This window comes from Mediterraneibacter faecis, from assembly GCF_055383675.1.
The window spans coordinates 1,833,856-1,850,102 of sequence record NZ_AP043803.1; the positions used below are offsets into that span (position 1 = coordinate 1,833,856).

Below are 16,247 nucleotides of genomic sequence, written 5' to 3' on the forward strand. Positions count from 1 at the left end.
TGTTTAACGTAAGATCAAAAATGTTGTCACTGCTGCAACGGATCGTTGCAAAAGTGCCATTCGTGAACACTTTTCTATGTTCCAGCGTCCCAAAACCTGCGGAAAATCTGGTTTTTTTATACCACTATCGCCAGAGGAACACTACTGTTCCTTCCCAGCCGGTTATAAAAGATCCCTCTCCCGGCGGCGGTCCAGCCTGTCCGGGGGAGGGATATATCGCAAGTTTCCTTTTTGAACAATTGCCTGTCTTTTTATTTTTATGAGATGTTTTTCCTGCTTTTGTAAAATGGGAAGATACTCCGGTTCTGTCAAAAACTTCCGTATATAATTGCCCTTTTTTCCCAGCTTGTTATCATTTTTCAGCAGTTCTATTTCTACCATGTAATGGGTATCTGGATGAAATCTCTTCTCACACAAAATGCTGTCCCCTTTTATATAATCAGATTTAGCCGATTCTCTTGCTGCCGCCAAGAGTTCATAAATACTTACTTCCACCTCTTATCACCTCCCAAAAGACCAGAAAAAAGCAGACCTCTTAATCGAAGTCTGCTCCTGTCGGATATGGTAATCCTCTTTCTTCATATTTTTTATCGATATAATTTCGAATCCATTCCCTGTATTCTTCCGTTAATGCCAGTTCCTGAAATTCTAACAACCACTTTTCCCCTTTTGCTTCGTCATCAAGCCATCGATCTTCTATGCACTCCGGCTCATCTAACATTTTCATCATCGCTTCAAATGGCTCTTTTACATCATCACCAAATTCTTTCCATAAGGCGATTCCATAGTTCTCCAGTTCAAAAAATTCTGTCAGATATGTCAATCGTTCCATATCCCCCAATGTCATTCTTTTTTCACCTGACAATAATGCTCGATCTCTTTTGCCACATAGATTTAAAAATTTTCTCTTTTCCATCTCCACATCCATTATACTTTTACCTCTTCCTGTTAAAAATAATTCCTTATTACGAAACATTATAAAATTTAAATTCTTTAGAATCAATATATATATTTCTGTATTACGAATCTTTTTATTTTATAAGGGGAGTTCATCATTATGCAAAAGATTAGACCAGATATGGATATTGGTAAAAATATCCAAGCAATTCGATATAAAAACAATATGACTCAAGACCAAGTAGTTGCAAAATTAAATCTTATGGGTATCTCCATCACCAAAAGTACCTATGCCAAACTGGAAACAAATCGCATGAACATTAAGGCATCTGAATTAGTTGCACTTGCAAAACTCTTTCATACCGATATCAATGCTTTCTTTTCCGGCTTGCTATAGTTCGACATTCCCCGACTCCCTGTGTATATAATAGCATATTAAAAATAAGAACCAGTCTATATTCTTATCGGATATAAACCAGTTCTTTTTTCTTATCAAATAATATAAAAGTGACAGGGAATTCAGATTCTTATCTTCTGTCACTCATGTAATTATTATTCTATTTTAAATTTAATGAATTTACCCATTCTTGAATTTCTTTTTCAATGTTATTTTCTATATAAACGTCATACACATTTTTCCACATTATCTGTGTATACTGTTATTTTCAACCCCATAATTATAACTTGGTACACGCTATACACTACTATAAACTGTACTCCATTTTAGGGAATCCCAGAAAGATCTCGTCATAAGAACTCATATCGATCTCTTTTTCCATAATCTCCGGTCTGTATTTCTTATCACTCATTTCCACACTGCTTCGGGATTTTTTATTCATCCAGTCAAGATCTGCCTTTGTATATGGAATCTTCGGCTCAATCTCAAACAAATCCGCTTTTACTTCCTCTGCGATCATCTGTGCTACTTTTTTTGTTGTTCCGCTTGCACTGAAAAATGTCACTAATTTTTTACTCATAATAAAAAGCCCCTTTCTATACGTATTTTTTACAAAAAAATAGATGTATAAGATTTACATTCATCTTACACATCTATTTTAAGCTCTATCGCTTCATTATGTCTAATGCTTATATTGAATTTTGTTTTATGCCTGAAAAGCATTAATCTCCTCGATCATTTTACGGACTGCCAAAGAATATGGGATATTCCGTCGCCAGGCAATCACCGTACTGGTCGTGATTTCAGGAGAAATTTTTCGCTGTACAAGAATATCATCTCGCCAATACTTTGCAGCACCCTCAATTGAAATTGGATACCCTAGTCCATTTGCCGCCATAACTCCGGCATTCGTTCCAAGATTACTCGTAAAAGCAATCTGTAATTTTGAAAAGTCTTTCCCAAACCAGTTAGCAAGTTCACTTTGAACGTTCATTCTTTCCGGCAGGATCAAGGGCTTTCCAATAAGATCTTCTTTTTTTATAAACTCTTTTTCTGCCAGCGGATCATCCGGCCGCATTCCGACACACCAGTGATCGCAATCTGTAATCCGGATATAATCCAGCCCTTCGGTGTCCACCGGCTCCATGAATAATGCAATATCTACAAGTCCTTTGTTCATCATCTCATACACTGTATCTGCTGTTGCAGTATGCAATACAATCTGAACCAGCGGATATTTTTCTTTATATGTTTTACATATCTTCGCCAATGTCTCCACTGCTGCAAATTCACCGCATCCAATGGTTATCGTGCCCTCTACAACCTCTTCTTTTCCTTTCAGTTCCGCAAGCGTCCTTTCCTCAAGATTAAGAATCTCCAAGGCACGCCTTTTTAATAAAATTCCTTCATCAGTGAGCGATATTTTCTTCCCGTTTCGAATAAACAATGTTACTCCAAGCTCCTCTTCAAATGCCGCCATTTGTCTGGATAGCGTTGGCTGGGTAATATGCAATTGTTCTGCTGCTTTTGTAAAGCTCTGTTCTTTTGCTACTGTTAAAAAATAACGTAATAATCTTAATTCCATATCTTTATATTCCTACAAATTTTTAATTCTAAAAGTTTAAAACTATCGTTCTCTAATCTTCCTGACATTACGATTCATGAGGTGTCTTGCAATATGTCTATAAGCAAATGCTTTAAAGGCTGAAATTTCTTGATGATGTTCCTTCAACAGTTCATCTGGACAATCATAAACACCAAAATCCTGATTGATTCCTTCGCTCTGAATATAAGTATTGTTTCTATCAAATTCAATAATGAGATTTCTGAAATCCTTGACTGCTACTCCATAACCGCAAAATGCACCTTTACATTCCGGATTTCGTTCCTGTAACTTCTTTATATAGGTTTTATCCAAAATGAAAGCTTCCAATTCATACCACTGATTTTCAAAATTAATTTCTACCCAGCTATGGAAAATATTTTTTGGAGCATTACGGTAAACAAACCCGGTCATAGCTCCTTTCTGCAGGCTTTTATCAATCGTAAAACCATGTACTCTGCATGGAATATTGCAGGCACGTAAAAGTGCCATGAATAAAGTTCCTTTAGTATTACATTGTCCATAACCATCTGCAAGTACTTTTGAAGCTGAAATTCCGTCATCAATATTATATCCAAATAAAATATCATCTCTTACATAGTTGTAGATTGCCTTAATCCTTTCAAATTCACCCATTTCCTTCCATTTCATATTTTGAATAAGTTTTTGAATTGCCGGATTAGAAAAATCAACCATTCGTGTTTCCCTAAGATACTTATCTTTCATTTCCTATCGCCTTTCCCATAGGTTTTCTCACAACACAATGCATTCGCATACCTTTACGAATTTCAAATTTTTCTACTTTTAATCCTGCTTTTTTGCAACATTTTATAACCACATCTCTTGTTGGCACCTGGACATCTCCATGTCCGCATATATTTGCCAACGGCATTTCCAATGTATTCATTAGCCATACCAATACTTTGTTGTCACTGGTCACATCTCTAAGAACCAACCTTCCATTTGGGCGAAGACATCTCTTCACACTGTCAAAAAATGCCTGTGGATTCGGATAATGATGGAAACTCATAGAACAAATAATTGCATCAAATGAATCATTTTCAAAAGGAAAGTTCTCACAGTCTCCTACAACAAATGTTGCATTTGAAATATTTTTCTTTTTTGCCTGTTCAATCATGGCCGGAGTCAGATCCAGTCCTGTATAATGTCGGTCTGGATATTTTTCTGCTAATAAAGAAATCATCGGAGCAGGCCCACAGCCTGCATCTAATAAATCTCTAAAAGGCTCCTTCTCTAATTCTTCCAGAATATCCGGATAATCTTTCTTGCACATTTCGTAAATACCAGCATGGCTACTTTCATATCTTCCTGCTGCTTTTGTAAATTCTTTAATTGACAATTTTTTATATTCTTCATTTTTCATGCTTTTTCTCCAATCACAGTACCTTTTTCGTCTTGCATCCGCATTTCTTCATTGATATGTTCGAAAAAATTCATTGGCAAAAATAATTATCTTCAGCGGTATAGTATTAGTTCTATAGCTTATTGATTATATTACCTAATATCTGTTATTCTATAATCTTTCACTATGTTAGTTTTAACTAACTATCTAGTATAAAGAAAACCGTGCAAAAAGCAAACTGTAATTTCACACGGTTTTCTCATGCTTAAGTATATCACTTGCGTAATCATATAACAATATATTTCTTTCAACAATTTACAAAACTAGGCGGTAGAATTTACTCTTTCACACAAGTATTACTTTTTATTATTTTCTCTTGCCATAATTCCTGTAAATTGTTCGACACCAAAACGTCTCATAAACATTTCACATTTACACAGGAATAAATAGTAAATATTTAATCCGCATCCACTTAGTCCTTCATAATTTCCCTGTCCCTTAGAAATTAACAGATCAGCATTCTCAACCTCATCCATTGATTCCTTAGAGATTGCTCCAACCACATTACCTGGCAATCCGGTACCGTTTCCAAGTACCTTTTGTGCAACATCTTCCATGTGAATGTATTTTGCATCTTCCAGTGTAGCATCATTTAAAACTGGTTTGCCTCTTACAATCACAGTTATATGTAAATTAGGATTAATATCGCGAAGAGTTGAAATCAATAACTTATCTGTTACAATTTCTCCGCAGTTATCCGTAAAATAAACCAGCCTTTTCGCATTGACCAAATCGTTTTTAAAAACATCCAACAGTTTAGAATCTATATTTATATTTATTGCTTCATCTAATTGAGCTTTCAGCTCACCTTCATTTACATTTTCTAAAGCTCCAAAATCAATATAGTTTCCAACCATTGCATACTGTATTGCTGTTTTTAAATGATTTTCAGATGTATCAATTTTATTTTTCATATACGGAAAGTGATCAAGCATTAATTGATTGTAATGCTGTTTGATTTCTGTATAATCCATCACATTTCCAAAAAGTTCCTGACGAAGATTATCCATTTTTTCTGCAACCTGTGGTGTAGATAACCCATCACTATTCTTTACAATCTCCTTCACCTTATATTGATATTCTGTTATCTTTCCTTCTGTTGCATCAATAGGATATTTATTAATATTTCGTTTTATCTGACATTTTTTACATTCTTCATTTATTATCATAACTTCCGTTAATAACCCCCACTTTTCTAACGCTAAATCAAGTTAATCCTTTGGTTCGTCAAATTTTCCATTTCCCTCTCGGAACGGATGAGCCACGTTCATTTCAACATATTTTTCGACAATTTCATCAAAAGTTGACTGTGGCATTTTGTCTATATTTACCGGCAAATCATAAATCTCATCAAAAAGATATTATCGGCAATAAATCCATTTTATTATGTGATATCTTACTTTTGTTTTGCCATATTTAAATGCTGCTTTATCTTCACAGCTGGTCTCAGTATTCGTCTGATTATCAACTGCAAAAATCAAACATCTCCCTGCAAATCATTTTCCCGCATGTTGTTTTGAAAATACTTTCATAAGCTTTTAATGCAGCTTCTTTCGATAAACCATCCTCCATAATATTAACCAGGAAATCAGCCTCTACCAATATCTGATAATCAATTTCATCAATATTATTATATGTATGGTGATGTGCAATCAAATACTGAACCCGATCAGATACATCTTGATCAAAGCCTAATTCTTTGAGCATCTTTTCTGCAATTGCAGGACCTTCTTTTTCTTGTAATTTTCCATTGCAGTTCCCATATTTTTCTTCGCAGGAATGAATTCCAATATCATGTGTCAAAGCTGCTGCTTCAATGATAAACAAGCATTCCTTATCTACATTTTCTGTTTCTGCGATCAATTTTGCATAACTATGCACTTTACAAAAATGTTGAATCCTCTTTGCATCTCCTCTGTATAATTCAATCATTGCCAAATGTAATTTATTTATCATCTTAATGCTTCCTCCTATTGCACTATAGAATAGCTTTTGAATTGATTCTCTATTTTCCGTGACATATGTCACATTTTTATTCTTGAATCTGTGTCATTAGAAACGGTCAATTCAAAATGTTTTCTATTTGTTTTTAGATAGCCTTCTTTTTGTAACTTTGATATCTCTGTAGACATTGCCGCACGATCTATACAAAGATAATCTGCCAGCTGCTGCCGGTCAAAAGGAATATCAAAAGATAACGACGAATGTCTGATAGATTCTGCTGACAGATACGACAATAGTTTATCTCTGGTTGTTCGTTTCCCGACATGGGTGATCTTATCGTTCAGGATCAGTATCTTATTCGCCAGGACACTGACAAGGTTACGGATCAGTTTCTGATGATGCTCGCATGCCGTCGGGCAGGAAACAAGGAGTCTCTGGACATTCAGGGAAATAATTTCACAATCCTCATCTGCTATCACACTGATGTTTAAAACAGCTCCCGGGCTTGCTGCATATGGCTCACCAAAGAAATCACCGGTATGGCATTTTGACAGAATATTTCGATGTCCCCAGAGATCTTCCTGAATCACAAGAACACAGCCTGACAGCACAAGTCCCATTACCTCGGTAGAATCTCCCGCTCTGAAAATATAAGAATTTCGTTCTTTGGAAATTATTGTTGCATTTACACAATGCAATACGGATAATATCTCGTTATCTGTAAGGCCTTTGAAGAATGGACTGTTTCTTAGAATAGGCAAATATTTTTTCAAAATCGTTCCTCCTGTTGGAAATCAAACATACAAGTTGTATTTATTATACTATGATTCTAGCAGAAACAAAAGTGAAATGTTATAAATGGAGGGTAAAAATGATAAGAAAGATTATTCGAATCGATAAAGAAAAATGTAATGGATGCGGTGTCTGTGCGGATGCCTGCCACGAAGGTGCCATTGATATCATTGACGGAAAAGCAGAATTGGTGAGAGAACATTTCTGTGACGGACTTGGTGATTGTCTCCCGGAATGTCCTACAGGCGCCATTTCTTTTGAAGAAAGGGAAGCTCCTGCATATGATGAAGAAGCCGTAAAAGAAGCTCAGAATAAGAAAATTGCTCAAAATCAGGCAATGTCTACGCACACCGGTTGTCCTGGTTCTAAAATCATGCAGATTCGGCGGACAGAAACACCTGAGTCTGTAAAATCATCTTCAACCGTAGATTCTGTATCAAAACTTCAGAACTGGCCAGTCCAGATTAAACTTGCACCAGTCAGTGCACCATATTTTGACGGTGCAAAGCTTTTAATCGCAGCCGATTGCACTGCTTACGCTTATGCAAGTTTTCATAAGGATTTTATTCAGAATAAGGTAACATTAATCGGTTGCCCTAAATTAGATCAGGTAGATTATAGTGAGAAATTAACTGCAATCATTCAAAATAACAACATCCAAAGCGTAACGATCGTAAGGATGGAAGTTCCTTGCTGTGGTGGTTTGGAGATGGCAGCAAAAAAAGCGCTTCAAAATAGTGGAAAATTCTTACCATGGCAGGTTATAACGATAGGTATTGATGGGAAAACTATAGAATAAAAAAAGAAGGAGAATGCAATAATGGATAAGAAAATGTTTTGTTTTCAGTGTGAACAGACAGTCGGATGTACCGGCTGCACAGGAAATGCCGGCGCCTGTGGGAAAAAAGCAGATACAGCCAGATTACAGGATGAACTGACAGGTGCGTTGATCAGCCTTGCAAGAGCTGTTGACGGTTCAACTGCTATTTCTAAAAGAACCGGGCAAATCATAATTGAAGGATTGTTTACTACAGTTACAAATGTGAATTTTGACGATGCATCAATTGAAAACATGATACAAAAAGTCAGAGCTGAAAAAGAAAGACTGGTTCCTGACTGCAGCAAATGTCAGTCACCATGCGGTAAAACAGATGAATACGATATGCAACAACTGTGGGATGCCAACGAAGATATCCGTTCTCTGAAGTCTCTTATTCTTTTCGGGATTCGTGGGATGGCAGCCTATGCCTATCATGCAAATGTTCTGAATTATGAAGATGCCGAGGTGAATCGATTCTTCTGCGAAGCATTGTTTATGATTGGTTATGGAGAGAGTGTGGAAACTCTGCTTCCCACAGTGCTCAAAGTAGGAGAAATCAATCTGAAGTGTATGGCACTTCTTGACAAGGCAAATACAGAAACCTATGGAATACCAGAACCAACCGATGTGACACTTACAATAGAAAAGGGGCCTTTTATTGTCGTAACCGGACATGATCTGAGAGACCTGCAGCTTTTACTTGAACAAACAGAGGGAAAAGGAATCAACATCTATACTCATGGTGAAATGCTCCCTGCCCATGCATATCCGTTCTTAAAAAAATTCTCTCACTTAAAAGGGAATTTTGGAACCGCATGGCAGAATCAGCAGAAAGAGTTTGATCATCTTCCTGCTCCGATTCTCTACACTACCAACTGTCTTATGCCGCCAAAAAGCAGCTATGCTGACAGAGTATTTACAACAGAAATGGTTGCTTTCCCAGGTGCTGTTCATATCGATGAAAAGAAAGATTTTACGCCGGTTATTGAAAAGGCACTGGAACTGGGTGGTTACAAGGAAGATCAGATACTCACAGGCATCAATGGCGGTACAAAAGTGACAACCGGTTTTGGTCATGCGGCTATCCTGTCTCATGCAGGTACTGTAGTAGAAGCTGTAAAATCAGGAGCAATCCGTCATTTCTTCCTGGTTGCCGGCTGTGATGGTGCCAAACCGGGCCGAAACTATTACACAGAATTCGTAAAACAGACACCTTCTGACAGTATTGTCCTCACCCTGGCATGTGGAAAATTTCGTTTTAATGATCTTGAGCTGGGAGAAATTGGTGGTCTGCCACGGCTGATGGATATGGGTCAGTGCAATGATGCTTATGGTGCGATTCAGGTTGCTGTGGCACTTGCAGATGCATTTGGATGTTCCGTAAATGAACTTCCACTCTCCTTTGTTCTCTCCTGGTATGAACAGAAGGCTGTCTGCATCTTGTTAACGCTTCTGCATTTAGGTATCAAAAACATTCGTCTTGGTCCTTCTCTTCCGGCGTTTTTGTCTCCTAATATTCTGAATTTTCTAGTGGAGAATTATGGCATTGCACCTATTACCACACCGGAAGAAGACATTAAAGCACTGATGAACCATAGCAAATAAAGTTTTAACGGTTCAGCACCTTTACAGTTGCATAAGCTTTCGAGTTATCTATAAATTCAACAAAGCCGATGCGGGATTCAAAATCCTCCATCGGCTTTATTGATTGTAATCCCCGAAGTGAAAACTATCTTATAATATGTACTCCATTTGTCTTTCTTTCGTTCGCATTCCCATTTTTTCATAAAATTTCTCAGCAGGAGTATTTCCTGCCCATACATTTAATGTCACTTCATAACATCCCAGCTGTTTCGCTTCACTTTTTACATATTCAAACAGACTTTCGCCAATATGCTGGCCTCGAGCCTCTTGATCGACACATAGATCATCAATAAAAAGAGACTTAAACTGCACCATATTATTTGAAAAGGGCTGCTCCTGTAATTGACAAAATGCATACCCCCTACAAACATCATTCTCATCTACTGCAACATATATCGGCTTTTCTTTATTTTTCAGAAGCTCTGCCAATTCATCTATAGTATATTTGGTCGTACCCGGAATAAAAATATCAGGTCTTATGTCTGCATGAATTTGTAACACCTGTTTTAATAGCTCTAAAATTCTTGGAATATCTTTTTCTTCTGCTTTTCTGATAATCATTTTTACTCTCCCATCATTGTAATCAATATAAGTGAACTATTTCTAATCATCAATTCCACTACTTTTACGTTCCATATATCCTAGCCGATTAAATATATCTGCCAAAACCGGGTATCTTCTCGTTGATGGAACTGTAAGCGGATCCGGTAACTGCACTTGCTTCTCTTGTTCTTCCTGCGTAGCTAAGCTGATGCCGACAGCACCTAGAATGACCTTCGGAGTCTCATCTCAATTTTGGAAAGATGATGACTATCTTAAAGCCCTTTCCCCACTGGGAAGCAGCTTCCAGACGAAGGTTTAGATCGTCTGCCATCTTCTTAACCAGGTAAAGCCCTATACCGGTAGCTTTCTTTCTGCTGTCAGTAGAATCCCCGGTAAAGCCTTTTTGAAAAATATACGGCAGATCATATTTTTTTACACCGATGCCATTATCCTCAACTGAAAGGACATCTGCGGTCTCCGAATGTATCATAGAGATCGTTAGCATGGGACTATCGCTGCTATATTTTATGGCATTGCTCACGATCTGTCCCAACATAAACTGAAGCCCTCTACGGTCTGTATAGACTGTTTTAGATTGCAGTTTATTGAGAATTGCAAACTGCTTTTCTTCCAAAAGTGGGGCATAGTCCTCCAGAACTTCCCCCAAGCAGTCATTCAAATTGATATCTTCAAACTGATAATCCTTTGTACTGCTCTTTAACCGGGCATAGTATAACATTTGAGTGACATCCTCCTGAAGCTGACTGCGGACATAATCTAGCTTTGTTTGCAGGGGAGGAGATATTTCGTCACTCCGATTATCCAGGAGCATGGTCAACAACGATAGGGGCGTTTTCGCTTCATGTGCCCAGCCCTCCACATATTCTTCATAGTCCTGTAGGGCATCTGCCATACTGTTACTCTCAGTTTTGTGTTCCTGTAAAACTGATGCCAGAAGCCGGATAGATTCTCCTTCTTCCTGGCTGATGGCACTGAGCAGCCGTTCCTCGTTGCAGATGGTAGGATCACTGAGGAAATCCCGGAACAGCTCTCGGCAGGTGGTCTCCCGCTTGTTTAGTACAAACAGAATCGCTGAAAACAAAAAGAGGCTTGTCAGAACTAGTAACCCAATCAAGGTTTGAAATGCCTGAATGTCAGAAATCCAAAGAATGATAGCACAAAAGCAATCCACGCCCAACAGCAACAATAGCCAGGGATAGTATCGCTCTGTTATGCGCCAAAGCTGCTTCATGGAGCCACCCCCGTTTCCAGACGATAGCCCATCCCACGAACCACAACGATTCGCTGCTTCATCTCAAGACCGGACATCGTCTTTTTCAGCCTGGTCAGATTAACCTGCAAGGCATTTTCGTCTATGTATTCCGTGGTTCCCCATAGTGCTACGCAAAGCTGCTCCGTCGTGACCAGAGCATCGCCGCCGGACAAAAGAGCAACCAACAGTTTTCCCTGATTTTTTGGAAGCACGACAGAGGTATTATGAATATAAAGCGTGTAGGTCTGCTGGTCTAACAGGAAATCTGGTCCCTCCATGAGATTGGTACGGCCTTCATACCTTTTGAGAATATTGGATACCCTGGCAAGAAGTCGATCTTTTCTACACGGCTTCGTCAAATATTCATCGGCACCCAAGTGGAACGCTTGCAGTTCATCCTTTACCTGATCTCTGGAAGTCAGTACCAGGACGGGGATAGCGGTTTTATTCTTTAGTTCCTGGCAGATTTGAAAGCCACTGATCTCCGGCAAATTCAGGTCTAAGATCACAAGGTCAGGACGGAGGGCTGCCAAGAGCCGCGCGGCATCTTCAAACTCAGTGATTGCCTCCGCAACATACCCGTCCTTTTGGAGCATATTGCAGAGTTCTTCCCGCATATAGACTTCATCTTCCACAACAGCAATTCTTTTCACGACAGCACCTCCTTCCAAATTATTCTTCTCTCTGTGGCTGCATCAGTGTCAGCAAATACCGATCACTGGATCGCTTGACCACTCTCATATAAATATATTCTATCACGCAAAACAGCAAAATCATAGCAACAGATACAAGCAGCATTTCAGACACTGTCCCACGGGTTCGAGACGAGAGTATCCCTGTAAATAACGCCCTGACTCCAAACAGACTGCTGACAGCCGCAACCAATACAGGAAGTCCCATAAACCAGGTAATTTGCTTTCTAGCAGACTGGCAAAGGGTTTCGTAAGTAGCTCCCAGGCGGATCAGGGTCTGGTATCTGCGCCCGGTTTTCTGCTGACTCATCAGGAACTGAACACCCACGATGGTGTTGGCAACTACCAGGAAAACAATCGCAAGATAGAGGGTAATATAACTGGATGCTATGGTGTAGAAAAGCTGACGACCCATATTCTGAAGATAGCTTTCATATTCAATGCCAGTTTCGTCCAGCTTCTCGTTCAAATCCAAATATGCAGTCATAAGGCTATTTCCATCCAGAGCTTGCTCACTGAGCACCGCATTGACATAGGTATCATACATTCCTTGGCTATAATATAGGAATGCTTCATCCGGAAGAATCAATGCAAAGGACAAGGTTATAGAACGGTCCGTGACCAAATTCACAGACTGAACCTCTCCTGTAAGATGAATCGGACTACCATCCAGTTCCACCTTGGGCTGTCCGGCCAATACTTGGTTCAGCATTGCGGTACGGCTTACCGTAGTAAACTCTGTATCAATATAGACAGCGGCCTCTTTTTCGCCTAATTGGAGAGCCGGTTTGCCGGACAATTTCAACAAACGATTATAGTCCGATAAACAAATCAAATATGGGTATGTGGCATAATCAAGATTGTTCAAAAGGACATCCCGGTCTTCTGACTGGGGCAAGCTCCGAAGAGAGTCCATAACAGCGTTCATGCTGTAGGCATTATCATAATCTTCTGTGGTGCGAATACGCCCAACCCTCATTTCAAAAAGCTCTGAAAATTGATTTTCCAAACTGTTTTCTTTCAGGACTGCCTTTATATTCGGAAGAACCTGCGATGAATCTTCTGCAGTATGATCTTCAAAAGTATAGTCGATTACATGACTAGAAGACAGGTTATTCGTTCCTGCAATTCCTACGCCCGCACCAAAACAACACAGCGCTGCCAGAATCAGCAGGGAGCTGATGGCCATGGAGTTTGACTGATGAATGACATTCTCCTGAATCTGCCGGAAGGTAAATACATGAAGCTGCTTATTTCCTTTTCCTTTCTTAACAATCAAAGCAATCAGCGCACGTATCCCATAGAAAAGCAGCATCGTACCAATTATGCCCAACAGCAAAGTCAGTCCCATCATACTTACCTTTGTCCATGCAATTTCCTGAATCGCCATGTAGTAAGCCACTGCCAACATCACACTTCCGCATATAGCAGCCAGTCCATAGATAACAGAGGGCATTTGCTTTTTGGTGCGGTTCGTTGACTGGGATAGCAAAGCGTCTATCTCCTGGCGGCTGATTCGTCTACTCAAAATCAGAAGTGCCGACAGCTTAATTGCCAGAAATCCTGCCATCGTCCATTCAATCGCAGACCAGGATAAAGAAAACTGATGACCGATGATCCCCATGCCTACCAGCTTAGCGGTGACAAGACTGACAATTTCTGAAAGCACCACAGCTACAGGTAAGCCTATGAACATGGCAAGAATACTGATCAGGCAATCTTCCGCCAGAAGCATACCAAACAGTTTACTTCTACGCATCCCCAACATTAGATAAACACCAAACTCATGCCGTCTGCGCTCGAGTTGATACTTGCAGGCAAAATAGATCAAAAAGAACAGAATACCGAGGGTCATTCCATAAAACGCAGGAATCAGAAGCAGAAGTTTGTTAACTGCGTCACTCTCCATTTTCTGCAAAAAGAGCATTACATCTTGAGTGGAGATGGAAAGAATCATGTAAAAGGCAACAATGGAAATCACCAGGGAGCTGAAAAACAGACCGTTTTCCTTTCGGCTGCGGCGGCTGTTCCGAAGAATGAGATTAGAGAACATTTGCGCTGCCCCCTCCCAGTTGCGCCATCACCTTCAGGATGCGCCCGTAGAACTCCTGCTGGCTTTCGTCTCCACGCCGAAGCTCATGAAAGATCACGCCATCCTGGATGAACAGGATGCGCTTACAGAAGCTGGCGGCATTGGAATCATGGGTTACCATCAGGATCGTAGCTTGTTCGTCACGATTCAGGCCGGACAGCTTCTCCATAAGACTTTTTGCGTTCTTAGAATCCAGCGCACCCGTCGGTTCATCGGCAAGGATCATTTGAGGATGTAAGATCAGAGCTCTTGCTGCCGCAACACGCTGACGCTGGCCACCGGACATCTTGGACGGAAACTTATCCAGAACATCAGTGATTTCCAGATAGACAGCCAACTGCTTCAGCCGCTGTCTGCTTTCTGCTTCAGATACCCCATGCAAAGAAGTCGGGAGCAGGATGTTTTCCCTGCCAGTCAGGTTGTCCAGCAATTCAAAGTTCTGGAATAGATAACCAACCTTTTTCCCACGGTACTCTGCAAGAGCCTTTCCCTTGATCGATTGCAGAGTATCACCCTCCACCTGAATGCTTCCACCTGTGGGCTGAATCACAGTTGCAATACAGTTGAGAAGCGTGGATTTACCGGAACCACTGCTTCCCATAATACCGAGAAACTCTCCCGGCATGACCTGAAAAGTGATTCCGTTCAGGGCTCTCGTCTGGTTTGGCAAAGTCCCATAGACTTTGGTAAGATTTTCAATATTCAAAATTGGTTTCATGTGAATACCTCCTATCCATTTCTAGGCAAATGATAGCACAGAAACACAATAAAGAACACTTACAGTCGCTGTAAGGATTCTGTTCCTGTTTTCAGAACAAGAATGACGCATCAAGCGGGATAAGTATATGAATTCCTAATTTTCAAAACATATCCCTTGTAGTTTCCATATGTCTTGATTACCAATCCGATCTTCCAAAGGTGTAAATAAGGTGTAAATCCCCAGGCGCGACTTCCTGATTCAACAGCTAAAAGTATTTTTATATTTTGCTCTTCTTCGATTCTGCGAAGCTGAGCTTTTATCTCTTCTCTCATTTGTGACACCTCTTTTTTATTACACCTTTAGTTATAAAACTTTAAAGAATGGCATTACTTTTCATTACATTCTCTTGTCATAATCCCCGTAAACTGTTCAACACCAAATCGTCTCATAAACATCTCACATTTACACAAGAACAGGTAATAGATATTTAATCCACAACCGCTTAATCCTTCATAATTTCCCTGTCCTTTAGAAATCAATAGATCCGCATTCTCGACCTCATCCATTGCTTCCTTGGATATTGCTCCGATCACATTACCCGGCAATCCTGTACCATTTCCGATTACCTTTTGCGCAACATCTTCCATGTGAATGTATTTTGCATCTTCTAGTGTAGCATCATTTAAAACCGGTTTGCCTCTTACAATCACAGTTATATGTAAATTAGGATTAATATCGCGAAGGGTTGAAATCAATAACTTATCTGTTACAATTTCTCCGCAGTTATCAGTAAAATAAACCAGCCTTTTTGCATTGACCAAATCGTTTTTAAATACATCTAACAGCTTAGAATCTATAGTTATATTTACTGCTTCATCTAATTGAACTTTCAGTTCACCTTCATTTACATTTTCTAAAGCTCCGAAATCAATATAGTTCCCAACCATCGCATACTGTATTGCTATTTTTAAATGATTTTCAGATGTATCAACTTTATTTTTCATATACGGAAAGTGCTCAAGCATTAATTGATTATAATGCTGTTTGATTTCAGTGTAATCTATTACATTTCCAAAAATCTCCTGTCGAAGATCATCCATTTTTTCTGCAACCTGAGGTGTAGATAATCCGTCACTATTTTCCACAATTTTCTTCACTTTATATTGGTATTCTTTTATTTCTTCTTCAGTCGCATTGAGTGGGTACTTATCAATATTTCGTTTTATCTGACATACTTTACAATTCTCATTTATAATCATAGTTTTTACTCCACATATCATATTTGTTTTCTCTATCTACTTATGAAAAAACAATGTCAATCTATTGTCCAGTATACCACATCACTGTTAAGAATACCAATTTTCCTATACGGATAAAAACGTACTTTTTCAGATTTCAAATATACACTTCCTTCCAAATATGATACG

Annotated in this window: 18 protein-coding genes and 2 pseudogenes; 3 read left to right on the forward strand and 17 right to left on the reverse strand. The window is 39.2% G+C overall.

The annotated features are described in order from the left end of the window. Positions 1-162: 162 nt before the first annotated feature. Together ACZ47Z_RS08650 and ACZ47Z_RS08655 are read right to left on the reverse strand one after the other, a co-directional pair. Positions 163-495, reverse strand: a complete 333-nt coding sequence (locus tag ACZ47Z_RS08650; protein ID WP_005341391.1) for a DUF5720 family protein — start codon at positions 493-495, stop codon at positions 163-165. A gap of 40 nt (positions 496-535) precedes the next feature. Further along, on the reverse strand, positions 536-928 hold the full coding sequence (locus ACZ47Z_RS08655) for a hypothetical protein (protein WP_005341389.1): 393 nt from the start codon (positions 926-928) through the stop codon (positions 536-538). Between the two features lie 129 nt (positions 929-1,057). Between ACZ47Z_RS08655 and ACZ47Z_RS08660 the strand changes: the two genes are divergently transcribed. Then, positions 1,058-1,294: a helix-turn-helix domain-containing protein gene (locus ACZ47Z_RS08660; RefSeq protein WP_005341369.1), complete on the forward strand. Its 237-nt coding sequence runs from the start codon at positions 1,058-1,060 to the stop codon at positions 1,292-1,294. A 328-nt stretch (positions 1,295-1,622) separates the two neighbouring features. Here ACZ47Z_RS08660 and ACZ47Z_RS08665 read toward each other — a convergent pair. From ACZ47Z_RS08665 to ACZ47Z_RS08700, 8 genes and pseudogenes are all read right to left on the reverse strand, one after another. Beyond that, positions 1,623-1,874, reverse strand: a pseudogene (locus ACZ47Z_RS08665) (flavodoxin); the annotation flags it as partial. 126 nt (positions 1,875-2,000) lie between these two features. Further along, entirely contained in the window at positions 2,001-2,879 is an 879-nt protein-coding gene (locus ACZ47Z_RS08670; RefSeq protein WP_054751278.1) for a LysR family transcriptional regulator, read from the reverse strand. Between the two features lie 42 nt (positions 2,880-2,921). Then, entirely contained in the window at positions 2,922-3,623 is a 702-nt protein-coding gene (locus tag ACZ47Z_RS08675) for a transglutaminase-like domain-containing protein (RefSeq protein ID WP_054751279.1), read from the reverse strand. Beyond that, a complete protein-coding gene (locus ACZ47Z_RS08680; protein WP_054751281.1) occupies positions 3,613-4,281 on the reverse strand; it encodes a class I SAM-dependent methyltransferase in 669 nt (222 codons plus the stop codon). The genes ACZ47Z_RS08675 and ACZ47Z_RS08680 overlap by 11 nt, the downstream gene beginning before the upstream one ends. Positions 4,282-4,616: 335 nt before the next feature. Beyond that, the gene (locus ACZ47Z_RS08685; protein ID WP_054751283.1) at positions 4,617-5,489 is read right to left on the reverse strand and encodes a damage-control phosphatase ARMT1 family protein; all 873 of its coding nucleotides are present in this window, start codon (positions 5,487-5,489) and stop codon (positions 4,617-4,619) included. A gap of 63 nt (positions 5,490-5,552) precedes the next feature. Continuing rightward, a pseudogene (locus ACZ47Z_RS08690) lies at positions 5,553-5,681 on the reverse strand (protein adenylyltransferase Fic); the annotation flags it as partial. A gap of 103 nt (positions 5,682-5,784) precedes the next feature. After that, positions 5,785-6,276 carry an HD domain-containing protein gene (locus tag ACZ47Z_RS08695; protein WP_015529815.1) on the reverse strand — a complete coding sequence of 164 codons (492 nt, stop codon included), beginning with the start codon at positions 6,274-6,276 and terminating at the stop codon, positions 5,785-5,787. Between the two features lie 68 nt (positions 6,277-6,344). After that, positions 6,345-7,037: a Crp/Fnr family transcriptional regulator gene (locus tag ACZ47Z_RS08700; RefSeq protein ID WP_020435609.1), complete on the reverse strand. Its 693-nt coding sequence runs from the start codon at positions 7,035-7,037 to the stop codon at positions 6,345-6,347. 98 nt (positions 7,038-7,135) lie between these two features. Here ACZ47Z_RS08700 and ACZ47Z_RS08705 point away from each other — a divergent pair, with 98 nt between their 5' ends. Together ACZ47Z_RS08705 and hcp are read left to right on the forward strand one after the other, a co-directional pair. Then, on the forward strand, positions 7,136-7,855 hold the full coding sequence (locus tag ACZ47Z_RS08705) for an ATP-binding protein (protein WP_054751285.1): 720 nt from the start codon (positions 7,136-7,138) through the stop codon (positions 7,853-7,855). A gap of 21 nt (positions 7,856-7,876) precedes the next feature. Then, positions 7,877-9,481 (forward strand): hydroxylamine reductase, encoded by a 1,605-nt coding sequence (gene hcp / locus ACZ47Z_RS08710; RefSeq protein WP_270390132.1) that lies wholly within the window; start codon positions 7,877-7,879, stop codon positions 9,479-9,481. A gap of 129 nt (positions 9,482-9,610) precedes the next feature. Here the strand turns inward: hcp and ACZ47Z_RS08715 are convergent, their stop codons facing one another. The 7 genes from ACZ47Z_RS08715 to ACZ47Z_RS08745 all read right to left on the reverse strand — a co-directional run bounded on the left by ACZ47Z_RS08715 (position 9,611) and on the right by ACZ47Z_RS08745 (position 16,079). Beyond that, complete coding sequence (locus tag ACZ47Z_RS08715) at positions 9,611-10,081, reverse strand: GNAT family N-acetyltransferase (protein WP_117826920.1); 471 nt, start codon at positions 10,079-10,081, stop codon at positions 9,611-9,613. A 223-nt stretch (positions 10,082-10,304) separates the two neighbouring features. Next, positions 10,305-11,315, reverse strand: coding sequence for a sensor histidine kinase (locus tag ACZ47Z_RS08720; protein WP_464525459.1), 1,011 nt, complete (start codon positions 11,313-11,315; stop codon positions 10,305-10,307). Next, positions 11,312-12,007, reverse strand: coding sequence for a response regulator transcription factor (locus tag ACZ47Z_RS08725; RefSeq protein ID WP_464525460.1), 696 nt, complete (start codon positions 12,005-12,007; stop codon positions 11,312-11,314). Before ACZ47Z_RS08725 ends, ACZ47Z_RS08720 begins: the two co-directional genes overlap by 4 nt. A gap of 1 nt (position 12,008) precedes the next feature. Next, entirely contained in the window at positions 12,009-14,081 is a 2,073-nt protein-coding gene (locus tag ACZ47Z_RS08730) for an FtsX-like permease family protein (protein WP_464525461.1), read from the reverse strand. Further along, positions 14,071-14,838, reverse strand: coding sequence for an ABC transporter ATP-binding protein (locus tag ACZ47Z_RS08735; RefSeq protein ID WP_117541864.1), 768 nt, complete (start codon positions 14,836-14,838; stop codon positions 14,071-14,073). The genes ACZ47Z_RS08730 and ACZ47Z_RS08735 overlap by 11 nt, the downstream gene beginning before the upstream one ends. Positions 14,839-14,948: 110 nt before the next feature. Further along, a complete protein-coding gene (locus ACZ47Z_RS08740; RefSeq protein WP_226870659.1) occupies positions 14,949-15,152 on the reverse strand; it encodes a DNA polymerase beta superfamily protein in 204 nt (67 codons plus the stop codon). 54 nt (positions 15,153-15,206) lie between these two features. Further along, complete coding sequence (locus ACZ47Z_RS08745) at positions 15,207-16,079, reverse strand: damage-control phosphatase ARMT1 family protein (RefSeq protein WP_054751295.1); 873 nt, start codon at positions 16,077-16,079, stop codon at positions 15,207-15,209. Positions 16,080-16,247: the final 168 nt, after the last annotated feature.

Excerpts from the sequence above, each read along its gene's own strand:
- ACZ47Z_RS08655 (WP_005341389.1), bottom strand. The coding sequence starts at position 928 with ATGGATGTGGAGATGGAAAAGAGAAAATTTTTAAATCTATGTGGCAAA.
- ACZ47Z_RS08660 (WP_005341369.1), top strand. The coding sequence starts at position 1,058 with ATGCAAAAGATTAGACCAGATATGGATATTGGTAAAAATATCCAAGCA.
- ACZ47Z_RS08670 (WP_054751278.1), bottom strand. The coding sequence starts at position 2,879 with ATGGAATTAAGATTATTACGTTATTTTTTAACAGTAGCAAAAGAACAG.
- ACZ47Z_RS08675 (WP_054751279.1), bottom strand. The coding sequence starts at position 3,623 with ATGAAAGATAAGTATCTTAGGGAAACACGAATGGTTGATTTTTCTAAT.
- ACZ47Z_RS08680 (WP_054751281.1), bottom strand. The coding sequence starts at position 4,281 with ATGAAAAATGAAGAATATAAAAAATTGTCAATTAAAGAATTTACAAAA.
- ACZ47Z_RS08685 (WP_054751283.1), bottom strand. The coding sequence starts at position 5,489 with ATGATAATAAATGAAGAATGTAAAAAATGTCAGATAAAACGAAATATT.
- ACZ47Z_RS08695 (WP_015529815.1), bottom strand. The coding sequence starts at position 6,276 with ATGATAAATAAATTACATTTGGCAATGATTGAATTATACAGAGGAGAT.
- ACZ47Z_RS08705 (WP_054751285.1), top strand. The coding sequence starts at position 7,136 with ATGATAAGAAAGATTATTCGAATCGATAAAGAAAAATGTAATGGATGC.
- hcp (WP_270390132.1), top strand. The coding sequence starts at position 7,877 with ATGGATAAGAAAATGTTTTGTTTTCAGTGTGAACAGACAGTCGGATGT.
- ACZ47Z_RS08715 (WP_117826920.1), bottom strand. The coding sequence starts at position 10,081 with ATGATTATCAGAAAAGCAGAAGAAAAAGATATTCCAAGAATTTTAGAG.
- ACZ47Z_RS08720 (WP_464525459.1), bottom strand. The coding sequence starts at position 11,315 with ATGAAGCAGCTTTGGCGCATAACAGAGCGATACTATCCCTGGCTATTG.
- ACZ47Z_RS08730 (WP_464525461.1), bottom strand. The coding sequence starts at position 14,081 with ATGTTCTCTAATCTCATTCTTCGGAACAGCCGCCGCAGCCGAAAGGAA.
- ACZ47Z_RS08735 (WP_117541864.1), bottom strand. The coding sequence starts at position 14,838 with ATGAAACCAATTTTGAATATTGAAAATCTTACCAAAGTCTATGGGACT.
- ACZ47Z_RS08740 (WP_226870659.1), bottom strand. The coding sequence starts at position 15,152 with ATGAGAGAAGAGATAAAAGCTCAGCTTCGCAGAATCGAAGAAGAGCAA.
- ACZ47Z_RS08745 (WP_054751295.1), bottom strand. The coding sequence starts at position 16,079 with ATGATTATAAATGAGAATTGTAAAGTATGTCAGATAAAACGAAATATT.